This window comes from Psychrobacter piscatorii (genome assembly GCF_043641605.1).
Classification (GTDB): Bacteria; Pseudomonadota; Gammaproteobacteria; order Pseudomonadales; family Moraxellaceae; genus Psychrobacter; species Psychrobacter piscatorii_C.
The window spans coordinates 66,814-84,691 of record NZ_JBHZRK010000010.1; the positions used below are offsets into that span (position 1 = coordinate 66,814).

The 17,878-nt window shown below is 44.7% G+C and carries 13 protein-coding genes; 2 read left to right on the forward strand and 11 right to left on the reverse strand.

The features are described from left to right. Positions 1-39: 39 nt before the first annotated feature. The gene (locus tag ACHUET_RS10310; protein WP_394212588.1) at positions 40-1,077 is read right to left on the reverse strand and encodes a protein kinase domain-containing protein; all 1,038 of its coding nucleotides are present in this window, start codon (positions 1,075-1,077) and stop codon (positions 40-42) included. A gap of 63 nt (positions 1,078-1,140) precedes the next feature. On the opposite strand from ACHUET_RS10310, the gene ACHUET_RS10315 reads away from it, so the two are divergent. After that, entirely contained in the window at positions 1,141-2,085 is a 945-nt protein-coding gene (locus ACHUET_RS10315) for an ATP-binding protein (RefSeq protein ID WP_394212590.1), read from the forward strand. A 42-nt stretch (positions 2,086-2,127) separates the two neighbouring features. On the opposite strand, the gene ACHUET_RS10320 is transcribed toward ACHUET_RS10315, so the two are convergent. The 7 genes from ACHUET_RS10320 to ACHUET_RS10350 all read right to left on the reverse strand — a co-directional run bounded on the left by ACHUET_RS10320 (position 2,128) and on the right by ACHUET_RS10350 (position 12,120). Continuing rightward, entirely contained in the window at positions 2,128-3,261 is a 1,134-nt protein-coding gene (locus ACHUET_RS10320) for a ribonuclease Z (RefSeq protein ID WP_394212592.1), read from the reverse strand. A 32-nt stretch (positions 3,262-3,293) separates the two neighbouring features. Continuing rightward, positions 3,294-3,566, reverse strand: a complete 273-nt coding sequence (locus tag ACHUET_RS10325; protein ID WP_394212593.1) for a hypothetical protein — start codon at positions 3,564-3,566, stop codon at positions 3,294-3,296. 101 nt (positions 3,567-3,667) lie between these two features. Then, positions 3,668-4,336 carry a glutathione S-transferase gene (locus tag ACHUET_RS10330; protein ID WP_201601322.1) on the reverse strand — a complete coding sequence of 223 codons (669 nt, stop codon included), beginning with the start codon at positions 4,334-4,336 and terminating at the stop codon, positions 3,668-3,670. A 201-nt stretch (positions 4,337-4,537) separates the two neighbouring features. Then, positions 4,538-5,608: an EamA family transporter RarD gene (rarD, locus tag ACHUET_RS10335; RefSeq protein ID WP_394212595.1), complete on the reverse strand. Its 1,071-nt coding sequence runs from the start codon at positions 5,606-5,608 to the stop codon at positions 4,538-4,540. Between the two features lie 240 nt (positions 5,609-5,848). Continuing rightward, the gene (gene rarD / locus ACHUET_RS10340; RefSeq protein WP_201601315.1) at positions 5,849-6,919 is read right to left on the reverse strand and encodes an EamA family transporter RarD; all 1,071 of its coding nucleotides are present in this window, start codon (positions 6,917-6,919) and stop codon (positions 5,849-5,851) included. 141 nt (positions 6,920-7,060) lie between these two features. Then, complete coding sequence (gene gyrA / locus ACHUET_RS10345) at positions 7,061-9,868, reverse strand: DNA gyrase subunit A (RefSeq protein ID WP_394212598.1); 2,808 nt, start codon at positions 9,866-9,868, stop codon at positions 7,061-7,063. A gap of 545 nt (positions 9,869-10,413) precedes the next feature. Then, positions 10,414-12,120, reverse strand: a complete 1,707-nt coding sequence (locus ACHUET_RS10350) for an alpha/beta hydrolase family protein (RefSeq protein ID WP_394212600.1) — start codon at positions 12,118-12,120, stop codon at positions 10,414-10,416. A 310-nt stretch (positions 12,121-12,430) separates the two neighbouring features. Between ACHUET_RS10350 and ACHUET_RS10355 the strand changes: the two genes are divergently transcribed. Continuing rightward, positions 12,431-13,300 carry a methyltransferase domain-containing protein gene (locus tag ACHUET_RS10355; RefSeq protein WP_394212601.1) on the forward strand — a complete coding sequence of 290 codons (870 nt, stop codon included), beginning with the start codon at positions 12,431-12,433 and terminating at the stop codon, positions 13,298-13,300. Between the two features lie 33 nt (positions 13,301-13,333). Here the strand turns inward: ACHUET_RS10355 and ACHUET_RS10360 are convergent, their stop codons facing one another. The 3 genes from ACHUET_RS10360 to ACHUET_RS10370 form a co-directional block, all read right to left on the reverse strand. After that, positions 13,334-14,659: an ABC transporter ATP-binding protein gene (locus ACHUET_RS10360; protein WP_463556563.1), complete on the reverse strand. Its 1,326-nt coding sequence runs from the start codon at positions 14,657-14,659 to the stop codon at positions 13,334-13,336. Positions 14,660-14,773: 114 nt separating this feature from the next. After that, positions 14,774-16,450, reverse strand: a complete 1,677-nt coding sequence (locus ACHUET_RS10365) for an ABC transporter permease (protein WP_394212603.1) — start codon at positions 16,448-16,450, stop codon at positions 14,774-14,776. Positions 16,451-16,625: 175 nt separating this feature from the next. Then, positions 16,626-17,753, reverse strand: coding sequence for an extracellular solute-binding protein (locus ACHUET_RS10370; RefSeq protein WP_394212605.1), 1,128 nt, complete (start codon positions 17,751-17,753; stop codon positions 16,626-16,628). Positions 17,754-17,878: the final 125 nt, after the last annotated feature.

Below are 17,878 nucleotides of genomic sequence, written 5' to 3' on the forward strand. Positions count from 1 at the left end.
TTAGCAGGTTTTTTTGTGTCTGTCATTCAGCATTTCTAGTCATAACTTTTCTAAATCCAGTAATACAGCCTCCATACTCTGATACCTTTTCTCTACTCGCTTTGCCAATGCTTTATCAACAATACTTTGATAGCGAACATACTCCAGTGGTAATTTTGGAATAGGCTGCTGGCAGTGCTGAATGGCCCAATCTGTCATGGACTGATTACTTTGAGGGTCTATATTAAATGGTCGCTTCCCTATCAGTATCTCAACCATCATGATACCGAAGGCATAGATGTTACTTTGTATCGTTGCTATTTGTCCTTGCCAGCGCTCAGGTGCCAAATATGCTGGTGTTCCGCCAGAAAAATTTATTGCGTTTGGTTGATCAATTCTTTGGACTAATGCAAAATCTGTCAATAGTAAGTCAGGCACTATACAATCACTGTCAGCGTGAGTCGTTAGATTATCACTGAGCAAGATATTACTGGGTTTAATATCATTATGAAGCCAGCCAACGTTGTGTAGGTTGCAGACTAAATGAGCAGACTCTTTGATCAAATCATGTTTTTGATAGTGCGTTAATGACACATGGTGATTCAACAGCTTAGCTAAGCTGCCGTTTTTATAGTGCGGCATGACCAATACCGTTAACTGCTGGCTCTGTCCTAATGTGTCGACCTCTACATTGTAATAGGCCAATAGAGGTGGCGTAATAGAGCTAACTTGGGTTTTCTGCGAAGTATATAACGCTTGCAACATGCTTATTTCATGAGTTAAATCTGGGGCACTTTGGAGCTTATCTGAAGTGGCGCGTAGCTTCCATTTAATCATTACATTACCGTACTTTAGATGGCGTGCACGCGTTAGACCTTGATAGCTGCTTTGTTTGGTAATGTGCGTGTTGCTCTCTTGGGTTTGCTCTGTGCCTCCCTCTCTGTATTGTTGACTGATACGCTGATGCACTATTTTACTATATGCTCGCTCTGACAATGCTTGGGTGATGGCTGGTAATAGTTGTCCAGATTGCACTTTCAAGGCTTGTGTAATAGGCAAATTACTGGCACTATTTTTCACAGTATTATCTCTCATCATATTATAGAGTCGCAATCGCGCACTATCGTTTTACCCAACCGCCACTTTACCGCTAGAGTCATTATGTCACAGTCTAACAATTACGCCCTGCCCGCCCCTTTACTAGAATTGCTCGGTCAATACCTGCAAGAGCACGTCACACCAACCATTAAGATTGACTCAAGCCAACTTGCGTATCGTTGGGTCGGTGGACGTACTGGTCACCTGCAGCCTTTGTCTGTCAATCTATTTTTGAGTTTGGAGGATTTGCAGGGTATTGATGTGCAAAAAGCAAAGCTGGTACAAAACACCCGCCAGTTCCTAAAAGGTTATCCTGCCAATCACGTCCTGATGACAGGCACACGCGGAGCGGGTAAATCCTCATTGATTCGGGCATTATTACAAGCCTATCACAGTGAAGGGTTACGGATTATCGAAATTGCGCGTGATGATCTACAGGTCTTGGACAAGATTCGTGCCGCGATTAATGCGCTGCCAGAGGACTGCACCTGTCGCTATATCGTCTACTGCGATGATTTGGCATTTAACGGTCAAGATGAGAGTTATCGGGCGCTAAAAAGTGTGCTTGATGGCGCGCTAGACTCTGAGCAAGACAAGCTACTGGTCTATGCCACCAGTAATCGCCGTCGCTTGCTACCACAAATGATGAAGGACAATCTTGATATTTACAATGGGCAGACGGATGAAGTTAATCCTTATGAGACCATTGATGAGACCGTGTCGTTGTCAGATCGATTTGGCTTATCCTTGACCTTTCATCCTATGGATCAGCAGACTTACTTACAGATTGTGCAGCATTATCTGCGTTTAGAGCAACAGAAAATCTCGGCACATACTGATCATGATATGGAGATGAATGCAGAAGATGGAAGCTTATCGAATAAGATAAGAATGGACGCCTTGCGCTGGGCATCTGAACGCGGTGGACGCTCAGGTCGGGTTGCTTATCAATTCAGCCGTTATTGGAGTGGCAAAACACAATTGGCTATTGAAGACCGTAAATCATAGCCGCTAAGCCATACTTTTAAATTTACCTCTTTACAGTTATGCCTAATTGCTGCGTGCAGAGCCTACATACTGCACGCGACTCTCCTTTTGACTGCCCTCTTGATTATCTACCAAATCAGTAGCCCCATTGACGGTATATTGAGCAAAATCTTCTGCCAGCCATAGGTTACCTTGATAGACACTTTGCGCATCTAGGCGGATATATGCCATATTTGGCGTTTCGCTATCTGGATTATCAAAGCTCTGATAACGAGCGCTAAAGTGAGTCAAAATAATGTTTTTCAGTTTCATTTTTTGCGCGAATGTACCCACCACATGCGCGCTGCTATGCATAGGATCAAAGTCAGGGTTTCTGGCTTGAATAGCCATCATGACCTCGTGCGTATAAGTGGCCTCATGCACCAACAAATCTGTGTCCATAACTGCGGTGCTTAGACAATTTGGCCTGTCATTGTCCCCTGCTATTACTACTTTTGTCCGCTGCACATCATCATGAACATAGTCTGCTGACTGTAAATGCCGACCATCCTCAGTGATGACATTTTCACCTTGTTGTAGCTTGCCCCACAGCGCACTTGCTGGGATACCATTTGCTACCAGCTTATCCGTGTTAAGCGTGCGATGGCTGATGGTCTGCGTGATACCAAACCCATGAGATGGCACGCGGTGCGATAATGGATAAACCTCTATCATCAGCTGATGCTGGTTATGCAAGTCGATTTTTACTTTATTAGATTCTTGCGACAACAGATCCTCTATCGACACAAAGTTGAGGGGAAATGGCAGATATAATTCAGTATGTAGGATAAAAGCATCCAGCAGCGCCGAGATGGTTTTTGGTGCAATGAGCGTCAGTGGCTCACGGCGACCTGACATCGCAGCACTCGCAAGCAGCCCTGGCAGGCCATAACAGTGGTCGCCATGGACGTGCGTAATACAAATAGCCGTCAATTGATGTAAGGAGAGCTTGGTATGCAGTAATTGCTGCTGTGTGCCTTCGCCGCAATCAATGAGTAGCCACGGCCGCGACTTTTTATTTTGACTGTTACTATGCGGCTGCTTGCCTTTTGATGAGCCAGACGCATGAGGATTCAAGCATTCGATTGCCAATGCCGTTACATTGCGCTGTTTGGTTGGCACGCCTGCTGAGGTGCCCAAAAAGGTTAGTTTTAGCATAGGTCATGTCTTTTATTTATCAGAGGCACGGGTTAGGAGCGTTGGCATATCATGGTTTTTTGACCGTCAACCATTTGTCCACCATTGGCTGTACATTCATTGACCATATTAGATTCATAAGATTTCCAGCCACCATAAAAACTAGCGGCGCACAGAATCACAACCAGCAGTTTCTGTGACCAAGATTTGATAGATACTTGCTGGTTATCAACCGTTTGCTTGCTTTGCAAGTTCTGATCTAGCGACTGCTTAGCATCAATGTCTTTCTTTGTTTTTGCATGATGCGATGTATTCAAGTCTGTCATTATTTTATCCTAAAAAAGGCTTTGCTTATGAATAAACAAAACCTTTTATCTAATATCACCTCAAGTATTGAGAGGTGTTTAAGTGTTTATACAAGTATCTTTTAAAACTGCGGTGTTCCGCCCTTTGCCTCAGCACGCTTAAAAGCGGGGCGTTCTTGACAGCGTTTGAGCCAGTTCAATAGATTGGCGTATTTAGATTGATCCATACCTGCACGCGCATTAGAGGCGGCGACTACGATATACATTTGAATATCAGCGGCACTAAACGTCTCCCCTGCAAACCAGTGACTATGTTGTAGATGCTGCTCCATCAGATTTAAGTTGTTGATAATATTATTGTTGATCATGCCATCTTCAACTTGTTTACGAATACCTTTACTGATCGGCTTGATAAGCATGGGTGATCGTTCAACGACTTTACTAAATACCAGACGCATGACTAATTGTGGCATCGCCGTGGCTTCGGCAAAATGTAACCAAAAAGTATAATCTTCCCACGCAGCTTCATTATCATCAGTCGGCTTGAACTGATGTTCTTTATCATAGTGTCTGAGCAAATATTCGATGATAAAACCTGACTCAGCCAAAGCGCGATCACCCACTTCAAGCACCGGCGTGTGTCCCAACGGATGCACTTTTTTTAAGCTCTCAGGTGCAAGATACGCCTTAGTACGCTCATAGGTCGTCAGCTCATAATCCAGCTCCAACTCTTCTAATAGCCATAAAATACGAAACGAGCGCGAATTGTTTAAATGATGCAGAGTTAACATAAACCGTCCTAGTTATATATTGTTTTAAATCAGCCATAATCTCTTAGATATGGCGCCACGTTTTGAATTAAACATGACACCACTGTTCTCGATAATAGCGTAATTTTTGCCCCTTTGACACTGCAACTTTGTAGAACTGTGACGAAAGTACGGCCTGACAAGTCAGCTCTACATATATCTAGGACACGGTCATCATCCGCATTATTCTACATGTAGTGCTTCAATCTTGCGCGTCATCTTATCTATCTTTTGCTGATATTTTTTGATTTGGCGAAAGCGGTGCGCAATTAGTACGCCTTTGATACGGCGATTTTTGAGACGGTGGCGTGGCGGAAAGCTGCCCACTTGTGGCTCATTGTAGCCATGTAAGCGGTCTTCACGTTTGCGCGCCAGATAGCCAAGGGCGCTATCAGCAATCATAATCAGCAGTGCGATAAAAATCATACTATACATCAGCATGGAGCCGCCTTCATGTAAGTTACGATCCAAAATCGCAATCGAAAATATGAATAAAAATACCGGCTCAAGGTAGCACAAAGTCCCAAACAATGAGACAGGTAGCTTTTGACTCGCAACCATCGTCAGTGACATCGCAGCAGTACTGATGATGCCTAATAATGGCAACAGATACCAAAGCTTATGGTTGGTGATTGCCACCTCAAAGCCGCCATTCATATATAGCGCAACCAATACGACTGGTAGCAACAATACAAGATCAGAGATCAAGCCTGTGATAGGCGGTACGGCCAGTTTACGACGCAGCAAGTAGTACGGCGGATAACCCAAACACACAAACAAAGTCGCCCAAGAGATCGCACCATATTCAAAGATATCGTAAGCAATACCAAGACCTGCACATATAATCGCAGCCCACTGCAGCAAGCTCATGTCTTCATTATAAAAAAAGCGACCGACTATGATCATGATCATTGGGTATAGGAAGTAGCCCAACGTCACCTCAAGCCCCAAGCCATTGACTGGTGCCCACATAAACATCCAGATTTGCGCACCCAAAATCGGAGTGGGTAATATAAATAAAAACCACTCTTTTGCGTTTTTTAGTGTTTTTAGATAATCAAAAATATGCTGCCACTGCTTTAGCACACTCACTAGCAGCACCAGACTAAAAAACATCGTGAGCACACGCCACGAAGCAACTTGCGTACCTGATAACGGTTGCAACAGCAAACCAAATAGGAACAGCAATGAGTATAAAAAATTTGCAGCCACAGCAGTGATCGTACCCTGCGAGGTTTGGTTAGTAGTCAACATCACAACAGCCTTTAGAGATTGGGGCACATCCTTTGCAATTTTTAAAAAAAAACAAAAGCCTCAGACGATAACGTCTGAGGCTTTTGCATATAAGGTCGTCGCGCAATCTAAGATAAACGCTTTTAATGTATCTTGCTACATCATGGGCGGCATTATGTCAAAGTCGGCATAGATAAGCAATGCTACTGTGCATCTAGTGCATTAATTTCTACATCCAGTAAATTCAATGTATATAAGTGCTTATTTTGCATCAAGTTGTTCGAGTTTTTGCTGTATCTTATCCATCTTTTTTTGATAACGACGAATTTTGCGAAAGCGATGCGCTTTTAGCACACCATCGATACGCTGATTGATAAAATGACGACGCGGCGGAAAGCCGCCAATTTGAAGCTCTCTATATCCATGCAAGCGGTCATTACGCTGACGAACGAGATAGCCTATCGCACTATCGATTATCATGACTACTAGAGCAAGTGTAATCATACCGTACATAAAGAGCGAGCCACCTTCATCAAGACTTTGACTCAGAACGGTAATGGACAACACAAATAACAGTAGCGGCTCTATGTAGCTCAGCGCCCCAAATAGCGAGACTGGCAACTTACTACTCGCAATCATCGTCAGCGACATTGCTAGTGCACTAAATGCACCCAGCAATGGCAGTAGGTACCAAAACTTCATATTTTGTGCCGCCACACTAAAACCACCAGTGAGATAAAGCATGATCAGTACCACTGGCGTCAGCAATGTCAAATCAAACAACAAGCCAGTGATGGGCGGTACAGCAAGTGTGCGGCGCAATAGATAATACGGCGGATAGCCCAAACATACAAATAGCGTCACCCAAGACACCGAACCATATTGAAAAATGTCGTAGCCAATACCGAGCGCTGCCAGTATCGCTGCCGCATACTGCAAGACACTCATATCCTCACGATAAAAAAACCGACCAAGCACAATCATCACAAGTGGCAATAAAAAATAGCCCAAGGTGACATCCAGTCCAAATCCATTCACGGGTGCCCACATAAACAACCAAATCTGGCCGCCCAAGATCGGTGCAGGCAATATAAATATGAGCCATTCTTTTAAGGTCTTAAGTGTCTTTATATAATCAAAGACATGCTGCCATTGTTTGGTCAAACTGAGCAAGATGACCAAACTTAACAACATCATCAGCACGCGCCATGAGGCTACCTGTGTCCCCGTTAAGGGCAGCATAAATAGCCCAAACAAAAACATCATCGAGAATAAAAAGCTCGACGATACCGCTGCGACAGTTCCCTGAAAAGTTTGATTGGTCGTAAGCATAACAACAGCCTTAAAAGTAAAACCCTGTGTACATTATTAAGAAAAAGTGAATGAAAAATAAAAGCCTCCGACGATAACGTCAGAGGCTTTTTTCTAGAACAATGATCAGAAACTAGACTGAAAAGCTAACTACCAAGACTATTACTCGTCATCGTCTACTGCATCATTATCCAATGTGTAATCGTTGGCAATATCGATAGCGTCATTGGCATCGCTCAAAGCGGTATCGTCAGTTGCAGCGTCGATATCTATCTGCTCTTGACCTTCTACATCAAACGTCCCATCTTCTTTCATCGCATCGACTAATTCATCATCGCCCTCTTCGTGCTCAACACGCGCCATAGCGACTAACTTTTCATCTTTTGACAAACGAATGAGCGTGACACCCTGTGTATTACGACCAGAGCTAGCGACATGCTCAACTGGCGTACGTACTAGCGTTCCTTTGTCAGAGATTAAAATAATGTCATCGGTAGCGTCAACCTTAGTCGCTCGTACCAATGCGCCATTACGCTCACTGGTCTTGATAGCGATTACACCGCCACCGCCACGGTTTTGCGTATTAAACTCTTCGATAAGGGTACGCTTACCAAAGCCGTTTTCACAAGCAATCAAGATTTCATGTACATCATCTTCGATAACGACCAATGATTTGATAAATTCATCAGTAGCCAAACGCATACCGCGAACACCTTTCGCCGTACGGCCCATCGCGCGAGCATCATTCTCATCAAAACGAATGGCTTTACCACTTGAGGCAAATAGCATCACTTCTTGGCTACCATTAGTAATGCGAGCGCTGACCAACTTATCACCATCTTCTAGACCAACTGCGATCAAGCCGTTCGAGCGAATATTGGCAAACTGCTTCAGCTCTACCCGCTTGACCGTACCATTAGCCGTGGCAAAGAATACAAAAGGTGGCTCTGCTTGATTGCTATCTTCTACCGAATCGTCATCATTGCTATGTTCTGATACTTCACCTACTACTGATGTATCTTCTACAATTTTTGGAATTGGCAATATCGTCGTCACTGTCTCGTCGCTATTTAAGCCGATCAAATTGACCAACGGACGACCACGAGCACCGCGACTGGCAATCGGCACCTCAAAGCCGCGTAAGCTAAAGACACGCCCACTGTCAGTGAAACACAAAACAGTCGAATGCGTTGATGTCACGACTAAATGGTCAATTACATCATCTTCTTTCATCGCGGTTGCAGACTTACCTTTGCCGCCACGCTTTTGCGCCACATAATCGTCAATCGGCTGAGTCTTGGCATAGCCAGTACGCGATACCGTCATCACAACAGTCTGCTCAGGGATAAGGTCTTCGCGGTTAAAATCCATACGTGAGTCGATGATGTCGGTACGACGCTCATCACCAAAGTTATCACGAATCTCAATCATCTCATTAGAGATAATGGTCATTAGCTTATCAAAATCGCCAAGGATAGATTCTAAATGCGCGATTTCACGCAGTAGATCTTGGTATTCTTCGGTCAATTTGTCCTGCTCAAGACCCGTCAAGCGATGCAATTGCATGTCTAAAATCGCATTGACCTGCTCAAGTGATAAGCGATAACGCTCTTCGCCTTCGATCAAACCAAACGGCGCTTTAGGATCTTCGCCTTCTATAAACTCGGGGCGTACTGACTGACTACCAGCAGCGGTAAGCATCGCAACAACGCTACCTGAGCCCCACGTGTTGTTTAATAGGCTTTCACGTGCCAATCCACGGTTTGCAGAGGCTTTAATCGTCGCAATAATCTCATCGATATTGGCTAATGCAACGGTTAAACCTTCGAGCAGATGGCCACGAACACGGGCTTTGTTCAATTCATAAATCGTACGGCGAGTCACCACTTCTTGACGATGACGGACAAATGCAGCGATAAGCTGACGCAAGGTCAATAGTTTTGGTTGACCATTATCGAGCGCCACCATATTGATACTGAAGCTAGACTCAAGCGGCGTTTGCAAGAACAAGTTATTAACGATAACTTCGGCAGTCTCGCCGCGACGCAAGTCAATAGCGATACGCATACCGTCTTTATCAGACTCATCACGAATCTCGCTAATGCCTTCGATTTTCTTATCACGGACCAGCTCTGCAATACGCTCGATTAGTTTGGCTTTATTGGCCTGATAAGGGACTTCGGTAAATACGATACGCTCGCGATCACGGTTGACGCCAGTATTACTCATCGGCTCAATATGATAACGACCACGAATATGTAGACGACCTTTACCCGTACGATAAGCATCTAAAATGCCAGCGCGACCATAGATAATACCGCCAGTTGGGAAATCAGGACCTGAGATATGCGACATTAGCTCTTCAGCTGAAACTTGTGGGTTTTCAGCATAAGCAAGACAAGCATTGATCACTTCGGTCAGGTTATGCGGCGCCATATTGGTCGCCATACCGACTGCGATACCCGTCGCACCATTGACCAATAAGTTAGGAATACGCGCTGGCATCACGCTTGGCATGCGCTCAGAGCCGTCGTAGTTGTCTTCCCAATCGACTGTGTCTTTGTCCAAATCAGCGAGCATCTGGTGAGTCAGTTTGGTCATACGTACTTCGGTATAACGCATCGCTGCCGGAGGATCATCATCGATCGAGCCGAAGTTACCTTGACCGTCAACCATTGGATAGCGCAAGCTGAAATCCTGCGCCATACGTACAATGGCGTCATAGACGGCACTATCGCCATGTGGATGGTACTTACCGATCACATCACCGACCACACGGGCTGATTTTTTGTACGGTTTATTATAGTCGTTTGATAGCACGTGCATGGCATACATCACGCGGCGGTGTACAGGTTTGAACCCATCACGCACATCAGGCAGAGCACGCGAGACGATCACGCTCATCGCATAATCCAAATACGACTGCTTTAGTTCATCTACGATGCCAATAGGACTGACCGATTCGCTCATATACACTCCTTCACTCACATTCTTTTTCTAACGTTGACACATCGCTTATGGTACCCATAGATCATATAAAAATACTGCCACATAAATGGGCAGTCATGATCAAAATACATACCATAAAAAAACACTGCTACACGTGCAAAACAATAGGAAAATAGCGATAGTTTTAATGTTTAATAAAAGAAGCTATTTTAGCATAAATTTGCTGATTTAGGGGGTTCTGGCTACCATTAAAATCAAGCCAGACGGTTCATTCGTGGTGATTTTTTGAATCATCAACCTATGCTAAAAAAATTATCATAATCGGGGTGTTTCGATTGCCTCATTTTGGTATTTTTATGAGTAAATCCGCCCAAGTCTGCATGACAATATCGTTCATTTATTGACGCTAAGCGAGGTGTGTTTTCGTGGTTTATTATCTGAAATGAGTCCAGACCATTGATAACATTTGCACCGTCTCAGTATATGGCGCTGCACAAAAAAACTGCATCCATTGAATGCAGTTTTTAATGATTTATTGACGGCTATTAGATTAGCGCTTGTTTATACTACGTTGGGTTAACACTTGAATTAAAATTTTGCTCAAAGAATTCGCGGGTCGCTTGAGTACAAGCGCTACTGACCAGACCACCGTGATAGCTTGATAATATAGCCGCACCTGCCGCTTGTGCTAATGCTGTTGGATCTGTTACGCCCGCAGCCTGCGCATTTGCAATTGCATTATTTTGAACAGCTGTCAACGTGGTAGAGAATCTGTCTTGAACGTTATCAATAACGGTCGTTGACATCCATGGATTACTCATAGCACTACCAATCGACGTCACTTCGCCTCGGTTATTTCTAACATCGACGTTTACAACGGTCACATTAAGGTTAGCATTTGTCGCTGAGCTCGCCTGCTGCAATATCGCCGCCATTGAACCGGTATTTAGATCATAAAATACCGTTGGGTCTTGGTTACCACCACACAATAACGTTGGCATTTTGGGTATATAACCACGTAGATCATTGTCTTTTAGTGCTTTACGTAGATTATTCTGTGGGTTGGCTGCTGGAAATGCGCCTGTCTGTGCTATTAAGCCATCTTGGTTTTGTAAGGCATCCGCAACGTAGGCTGCGCGGAAATCCGTTTTTATCAAATAATTATCGTCTGCAAAACCTAAGAACGCAAAAGGTAGATCACTGTTTGGTAATTGATTGATCAAAGGGTTATCGGTCGGTTTTGCTTCAAAGAGTGCATTGTCAGGCAGTTTATTGGCAGCGACCAATTGCTCAAAACTTAATAAGCTTGGTAGTTGCGTGTTGGCATAGTCTGCGGTAAAGATATCAGTCGGGTTATTATAGATATTGCCGTACTTTTCCTGCATGCCGTCTGCCAATAATGGTGCAAATCTAGTCGCGCCAATATTCACATTACCTGCAAAGATCGCATCACCAAATGCGGCTAGCGCATAAGGGCCTGACGAAGGTGCAATTGCAGTGACTGACTTACCTTCTTGCTCTAGCTTACGCGCCGTTGCCATAGCGACATGACCGCCTTGTGAATAGCCGCTGATAAACAGCTTACCTGAGTCGTCTACGTTAACATAATCGCTATCGTTGGCACGCTTTTGTCTGGCAATGATTTCGCGTGCGCTATCTAATGCATCAGCCATGTCAGTGGCTTGCTGATCCGCCACAAGGTACGGATGGTAGTCAAGCTCTGAGTCATCATAACCTGCATAGTTTGGTGCCACGACGATATAACCTTGTGCCGCAAAGTTTGCTGCGATCAAATTGGCTTCGCCTGACCCTGAATTTGACGAATTGCCTACTTGACTAAAATCATAGTCACGATCGGTAGTCGTGCCATGGGCATAGAGCAAGATAGGACGATCACCTTGGCAATCAGCACTATCACCACTTGGTAACATTAGAGCAGCGGTCGCATTGGTACGCTCGCCTGCTGCGCCTACCGTCGAATAGCTGACTTTTTCGATATTGATATCACATTTGGCTTCAGGCGTGGCGGTACCATTTAAGCCAAACTGGCTGTCTATTTGCGCGGCATTAAATGAGCTAATTGTCTCAACTGACGTATCATTACGAACGATGATATCGTTGTCATCGTCGCCGCACCCGACCAGCAATAAACTACTGGCAATAGCAACTGACAGTAGGCAGCGTGACATCGTGGGTTTATGGTTGGTAATAGACATTGAGTGAGAAGCATCGGTAGATAACTTAGCGTTAGTACCTGTGGTAGATTTGATCATGATTGCTGTCCTTAGCAGTGGTGAATCAGACTTTGCTGAGACTCCTTGGCAGTATATGCGTCCATTTTGATAGGTTTTTTGTCATTTATGCTTATTAAGTAGCTGGGTACGATATCCGCCAAGCTACTATTGTTTCTTAAACCTTACTATTTATACCGCAAAATATTATGAAAAGCTACTGGAAAACATGTACTTAATCGCACTCTTTGAACGATGTAAAATCGCTTATCGCCATTAAACCAGTTCTAGCTTCGCTTTGCGCTTTATTGTACGATGTCCCAAAATACAATCCCAATACAGATAGCCCTTTATGCAAACCTCTAATCAAAATATGTCATTGTCCGACAATCAACCGATAGATTCTGTGGAAAAAACCACAGCGCAAGACGAGACACGAGCAGATCGTAGCTTCGATGCCATTGCCGATCATTTTGAAAAAAAGGTCTACGGCGGATTAAAAGGAGAGATTAGACTGGCAGTATTACGCCGTGATATTTTTGAATACAGTGCGCAGATGAGTGAAGCGCTTGGGCGACCGTTACGCATCCTAGATGTGGGTGCAGGGCTTGCACAAATTGCCATAGAGCTTGCTGCTCAAGGTCATAGCGTGGTCATCAATGATATCTCAGAAAATATGCTCGAAAAAGCAAAAGCAAACGCTGAGCAAATTGATCAAGAGCTAGATATCACATGGTACGTTTGTCCATACCAAGCGCTTGCAAAAAAATTGGTTAAAGAAGTCGATAAATTTGATTTGATCATGTCGCATGCGCTGCTTGAATGGTTGGCAGAGCCCGCTGCCGTGATGGACTTCTTTGATCAATATCTAACAGATGATGGCGCGCTGTCTTTGTGCTTTTACAACCCTGCAAGCTTTGATTATCGCAACCTTATTATGGGCAATTTTAACTTACTCGATAATACAGACTACAAGGCAGACAACAAAAAAAGTCTGACACCCAATCATCCTGTTGCTAAAGAAGAAGTAGAGTCTTGGTTAAAGGCGCATGACTATCAGACTGTGCGCAGCAGTGGTCTACGAGTATTTCATGACTATGCGCCGCTCAAGCGTGGTGGCCATAACGACCCAGATGCGGTGATAAGGATGGAGTTACGTTACTCACAATTAGAGCCGTATAAATGGCTTGGACGGTATTTGCATATTTTGGCTAAACGGTAAATTTAGACAACCACTCAAAAGTTTTGAAGGGTACTAAACGTCTTCATCAACTCTCGATGATCTGTCATATTCTGACCAAGTGGTGGCATTGACCTCTTTTTCGTCAAACACTACCACATGCTCTAACAAAGGCAAGATGCCAATATGTGAGCCGATTGCATGGTTATGATGGCTGGCGACCAATGACAATACGGTCTGTCCGTCATCTAACTGTAGACGGTACAAGTAGTTGGCACCGCGAAACACACGTCCGATAACCAAGGCCGTCTGCGTACTGTCATCATCATGAATAATATCATCAGGGCGCACGAGTACTTTAATGGGCGTGCCATTGGGATAATCATACGCGCAATATTGCGGTTGGCCTGATTCATCATAGACTTCCATTCGGCGATAGATATTACCCAGCGCCGTCTCCACATGACCTTCTTTGATGATACCGTCTATCATCGCGCCTTCGCCGACGAACTCAGCGACAAAAGGACTGACAGGCTCATGATACAGCTCGCTTGGTGTCGCCCATTGCACAAGCTTACCTTTATTCATCACCCCGACTTTATCTGCTAGCGCAAACGCTTCGTTTTGATCGTGGGTGACCAAGATTGCAGTGGTATGGGTGCGTTTGAGAATATCACGGACATTCATTGCCAGTGATTCGCGCAATACCACGTCCAGATTAGAAAATGGCTCATCAAGTAGCAGTAATTTGGGATTTGGTGCAAGTGCCCTTGCAAGCGCCACACGCTGCTGCTGACCACCAGATAGCTCATTTGGACGTTTGTCCGCATGATCCGTCAGCTCGACTAGGCTTAGCATCTCCGCCACTCGTGCCTTTTTGTCAGCCGCTGACCACTTATTGAGGCCAAAGGCAATATTCTTGGCCACGCTCAAATGACCAAAAAGCGCATAATCTTGAAACACCATCCCCATGCCGCGCTTGGCTGGCGCCACGGCAAATGATTGGCGAGCTGTTTTTTCCGTTAAACGCTGATTGTTTAAATGAATAGTACCGCCGCGGCTTTGCTCTAAACCTGCGATCGCTCGTAATGCCGTGGTCTTGCCGCAGCCGCTATATCCCAAGAAGCATCCAATCTCTCCTTGCTCTAATACTAAAGACATACCATTGACGACTATCGTATCGTCATAGCCAACAATTAGGTTTTGTACACTAAAATAAGGATTGCTCGCGATAGTGCTCTCAGTATCTTGGCTCACAGTATCGGCTTGTTCTACAGGCTTGTTATGTTGAGATTGGGCTGTCCGAGTTTGCACGACTGGTGATTTTTTGACAGGAGTAATACGTGCTCCAGTCTTTACGGACTGAGCGTCTGATGAGTCGTTCATTGAATCAGTGTACATAGACAATCCCAGTTCGCTATTAGTAAATACAATGTTGGATAAAGCAGTAAAAATTATAATATAAGTTAGGTCAAGCACCATTAAACATGGCAAATATATACGAAGAAATCGCGGTTAGCCTTGTTTATCACTTTGACGCAATAATATCCAAACAGGAAGCAATCCAACCAGTACAATCAATAGGCTCGGTAATGCCGCCCGTCCCCACATGCCTTCGCTTGTCATTTCAAACACGCGCACTGCCAACGTATCCCAGCCCTGCCGGCGTGTCATCAATGTGATTGGCATCTCTTTCATCACTTCGACAAACCCCATTAATAATGCCGTTAGCACCCCAGGGCTGAGCACTGGTAGCATCACATGACGCCAACGCTGGTAAGCACTGTCACTAAGCAGTTTTGCTGCTGCTTCTTGATTGACGGTCAGGCGCTGTAACTGTCGATCCACTGGCTGAAAACTGACCGTCATAAAACGCGTCGATAAGGCCAATAGCATGACAATGACACTGCCTGAGAGTATTTGGGTCGAGGTGACACCAAAGGCAATCAGTTGATTGTCTAGCCACGCAATGGGGATAAAAATACCCACTGCCAATACCGTACCCGGCACAACGTAACCTAAATTGGCCAATGTGGTCATTAGCTTGGTCGATTTATCAGGATATTGCCGCCTTATCCACGCAATAATCACTGCCAAAAAAGCAATAAAAAGCGTGGTCATACTAGCAATCATGAGGCTATTGAGGACAAAATCAATATAGCGCGCATCAAAATCTTGGCGAAAGTTTAACGCTGTCCAATAAATCAGCTGCAAAAACGGCACTAGAAAAGCCAGCAAAAATACAAACGTACACAGCAAGCTCATACCTATTTTGGCAGGAGTACTGGCGTCGAAACGCTGGTTGCTACCTTGCGTAATCGAACTGCCGCGCTTGGCCTGCCAATATTGCTCAAACAGTACTACGATAAAGATCACACCGATGAGCAATGCAGCCAACTGCGCGGCAGTGGTCAAGCTAAAAAAGCCAAACCAAGCCTTATAAATAGCGGTAGTAAAGGTATCGACATTGAATACCGAAACCGCGCCAAAATCTGCCAACGTTTCCATACTTGCTAGCAGTAAGCCACCGATGATCCACGGTAGTGCTTGTGGTAATGCCAACCGGAAAAACACACGGCTACGGCTCAAACCCAGCATCTGTCCTGCTTCAATCGCCCGCCGACCTTGCGACAAAAATGCCTGACGCGCCAGCAAATACACATAGGGATAAAATGCCAACGATAAAATTAAGCCAGCACCCCATACATTGCGTATTGAGGGAATCGCTGTCGTGATACCAAAATCGCGCAGTCCTGTCTGTAACGGTCCACTAAAATCAACAATACCAATGGTGACAAACGCCAATACGTAAGCCGGTATGGCAAGCGGCAACATCAATGCCCACGAAAAAAACCGCTGACCAGGGAAGCGGTACATGCTGGTTATCCAAGCGAGAACCGTACCGATAGTACCCGATATAACAGTCACCATAAACAATAAAATCGCGGTATTTTTGAGCACTTGTGGCAGTACGTATTCTGCCATATGTGTCCAAATATCTGCGACTGGTTGCGTCCACGATAACAACACAATCAAAATCGGCACCAGCATAAACAACGAAATCAGCCCTAAGACTGATTTCGAGATAATACGTTTACGAAGGGCGTGGTCTTGACTGATCGTCTGAGTGTCATTAGCACTGTCATTGACTGTATCGTTTTGACTAACAGACGCATCTGGCGTTGTGATCATAGTATCATTACCGTGTCATACTCACTCATCGAGGCTTTTTAAGCATAGACCAAACTCAAAATCGTCATTACTTTAACAACTGATTCTTAATGACTTATCTTTAAAGGTTGTTCTTTACAAACTGTTCTTTAAAAAAGATGATTTTGAGCTTGGTATCGCGATGACTGGCTGTCCTTTATTTATAACCCGCTTTGTCCATCATTTGAATGGCTTGAGTTTGTAGCTCACCAAATTTCTGTACGTTGATATCGTCTTTTTTGAACTCACCCCAAGATCTCAACATTTCTGACTCATCAACCCCTTCTTTGACTGGGAATTCTTTGTCTGAGCTGGCGTACAGACCTTGCGCCTCATCAGATGACAACCATTCAATCAGTTTAAGCGTACCGTCTGGATTGTCTGACCCTGCAACCACGCCTGCGCCTGAAACGTTTACGTGTGTACCAGTCGTGCCTTGGTTTGCCCAGAATATCTTAACAGGGAAGTTTGGTTTCTCGTCTAATAGACGGCCATAGTAGTAACTGTTGGCAATACCGACTTCACACTGACCAGCAGCAATCGCCTCTAGCATGGCGGTGTCATCGCTGAATACGTCAGTGGCAAGATTATCCACCCAACCACGGATGACAGCTTCTGTTTTCTCTTCACCCAAATGCTCTATCATGCTGGCGACAAGTGACTGGTTATATACCTTTTTAGAAGTACGTAAGCATAGTTTGCCTTTCCACTTTGGATCCGCCAAATCTGCATAAGTCGATAATTGATCGGCGCTAACTTTGCTTGGATCATAAAAAATCGTACGCGCGCGCAGTGATAGACCTGTCCATTGACCTTTTAGATCGCGATACTTTGCAGGGACATTGGCCTCTAGCACAGACGACGCTACTGGTTGTAGCAACCCTTGCTGCGCCGCTTGCCATAAGTTACCAGCATCAACCGTCAGTAGCATGTCAGCTGGAGTGTTTTGACCTTCTGCTTGCAATCGCGCCATCAATGGGCCAGTTTTGTCTGTGACAAGTTCGATCTTGACACCAGTCTGTTCAGTATAGCGATCTAGCAACGGCTTAATCAGCTGCTCATTACGTGAAGAATAAATAGTAATTGTTTGACCATCTGCACTGGTTGCACCGTCTTCATTCGCGACTTGCTGCTCACTGCCAGCCGCTGTTGTCTCTGTCTCCGCGCTGTCTTCGGTGGTAGAAGAATTGCTACAGCCAACCATTCCCAACATCAGGCCAAATATGGCAGCAGACAATACAGGCTTGGTGGTGACTAGACTAGTGCGGATGGTGTTCAGTGGCATGGTTTTCCCCATAGTAATGCGATAAAAAAGATACGGCAAATAGTGAGATAAAATGGTCAAAGCCCCTGTTTATTGGGATTCGTTGAACCATAATTATGGAAACAACATACTAATAGAAATGAGAT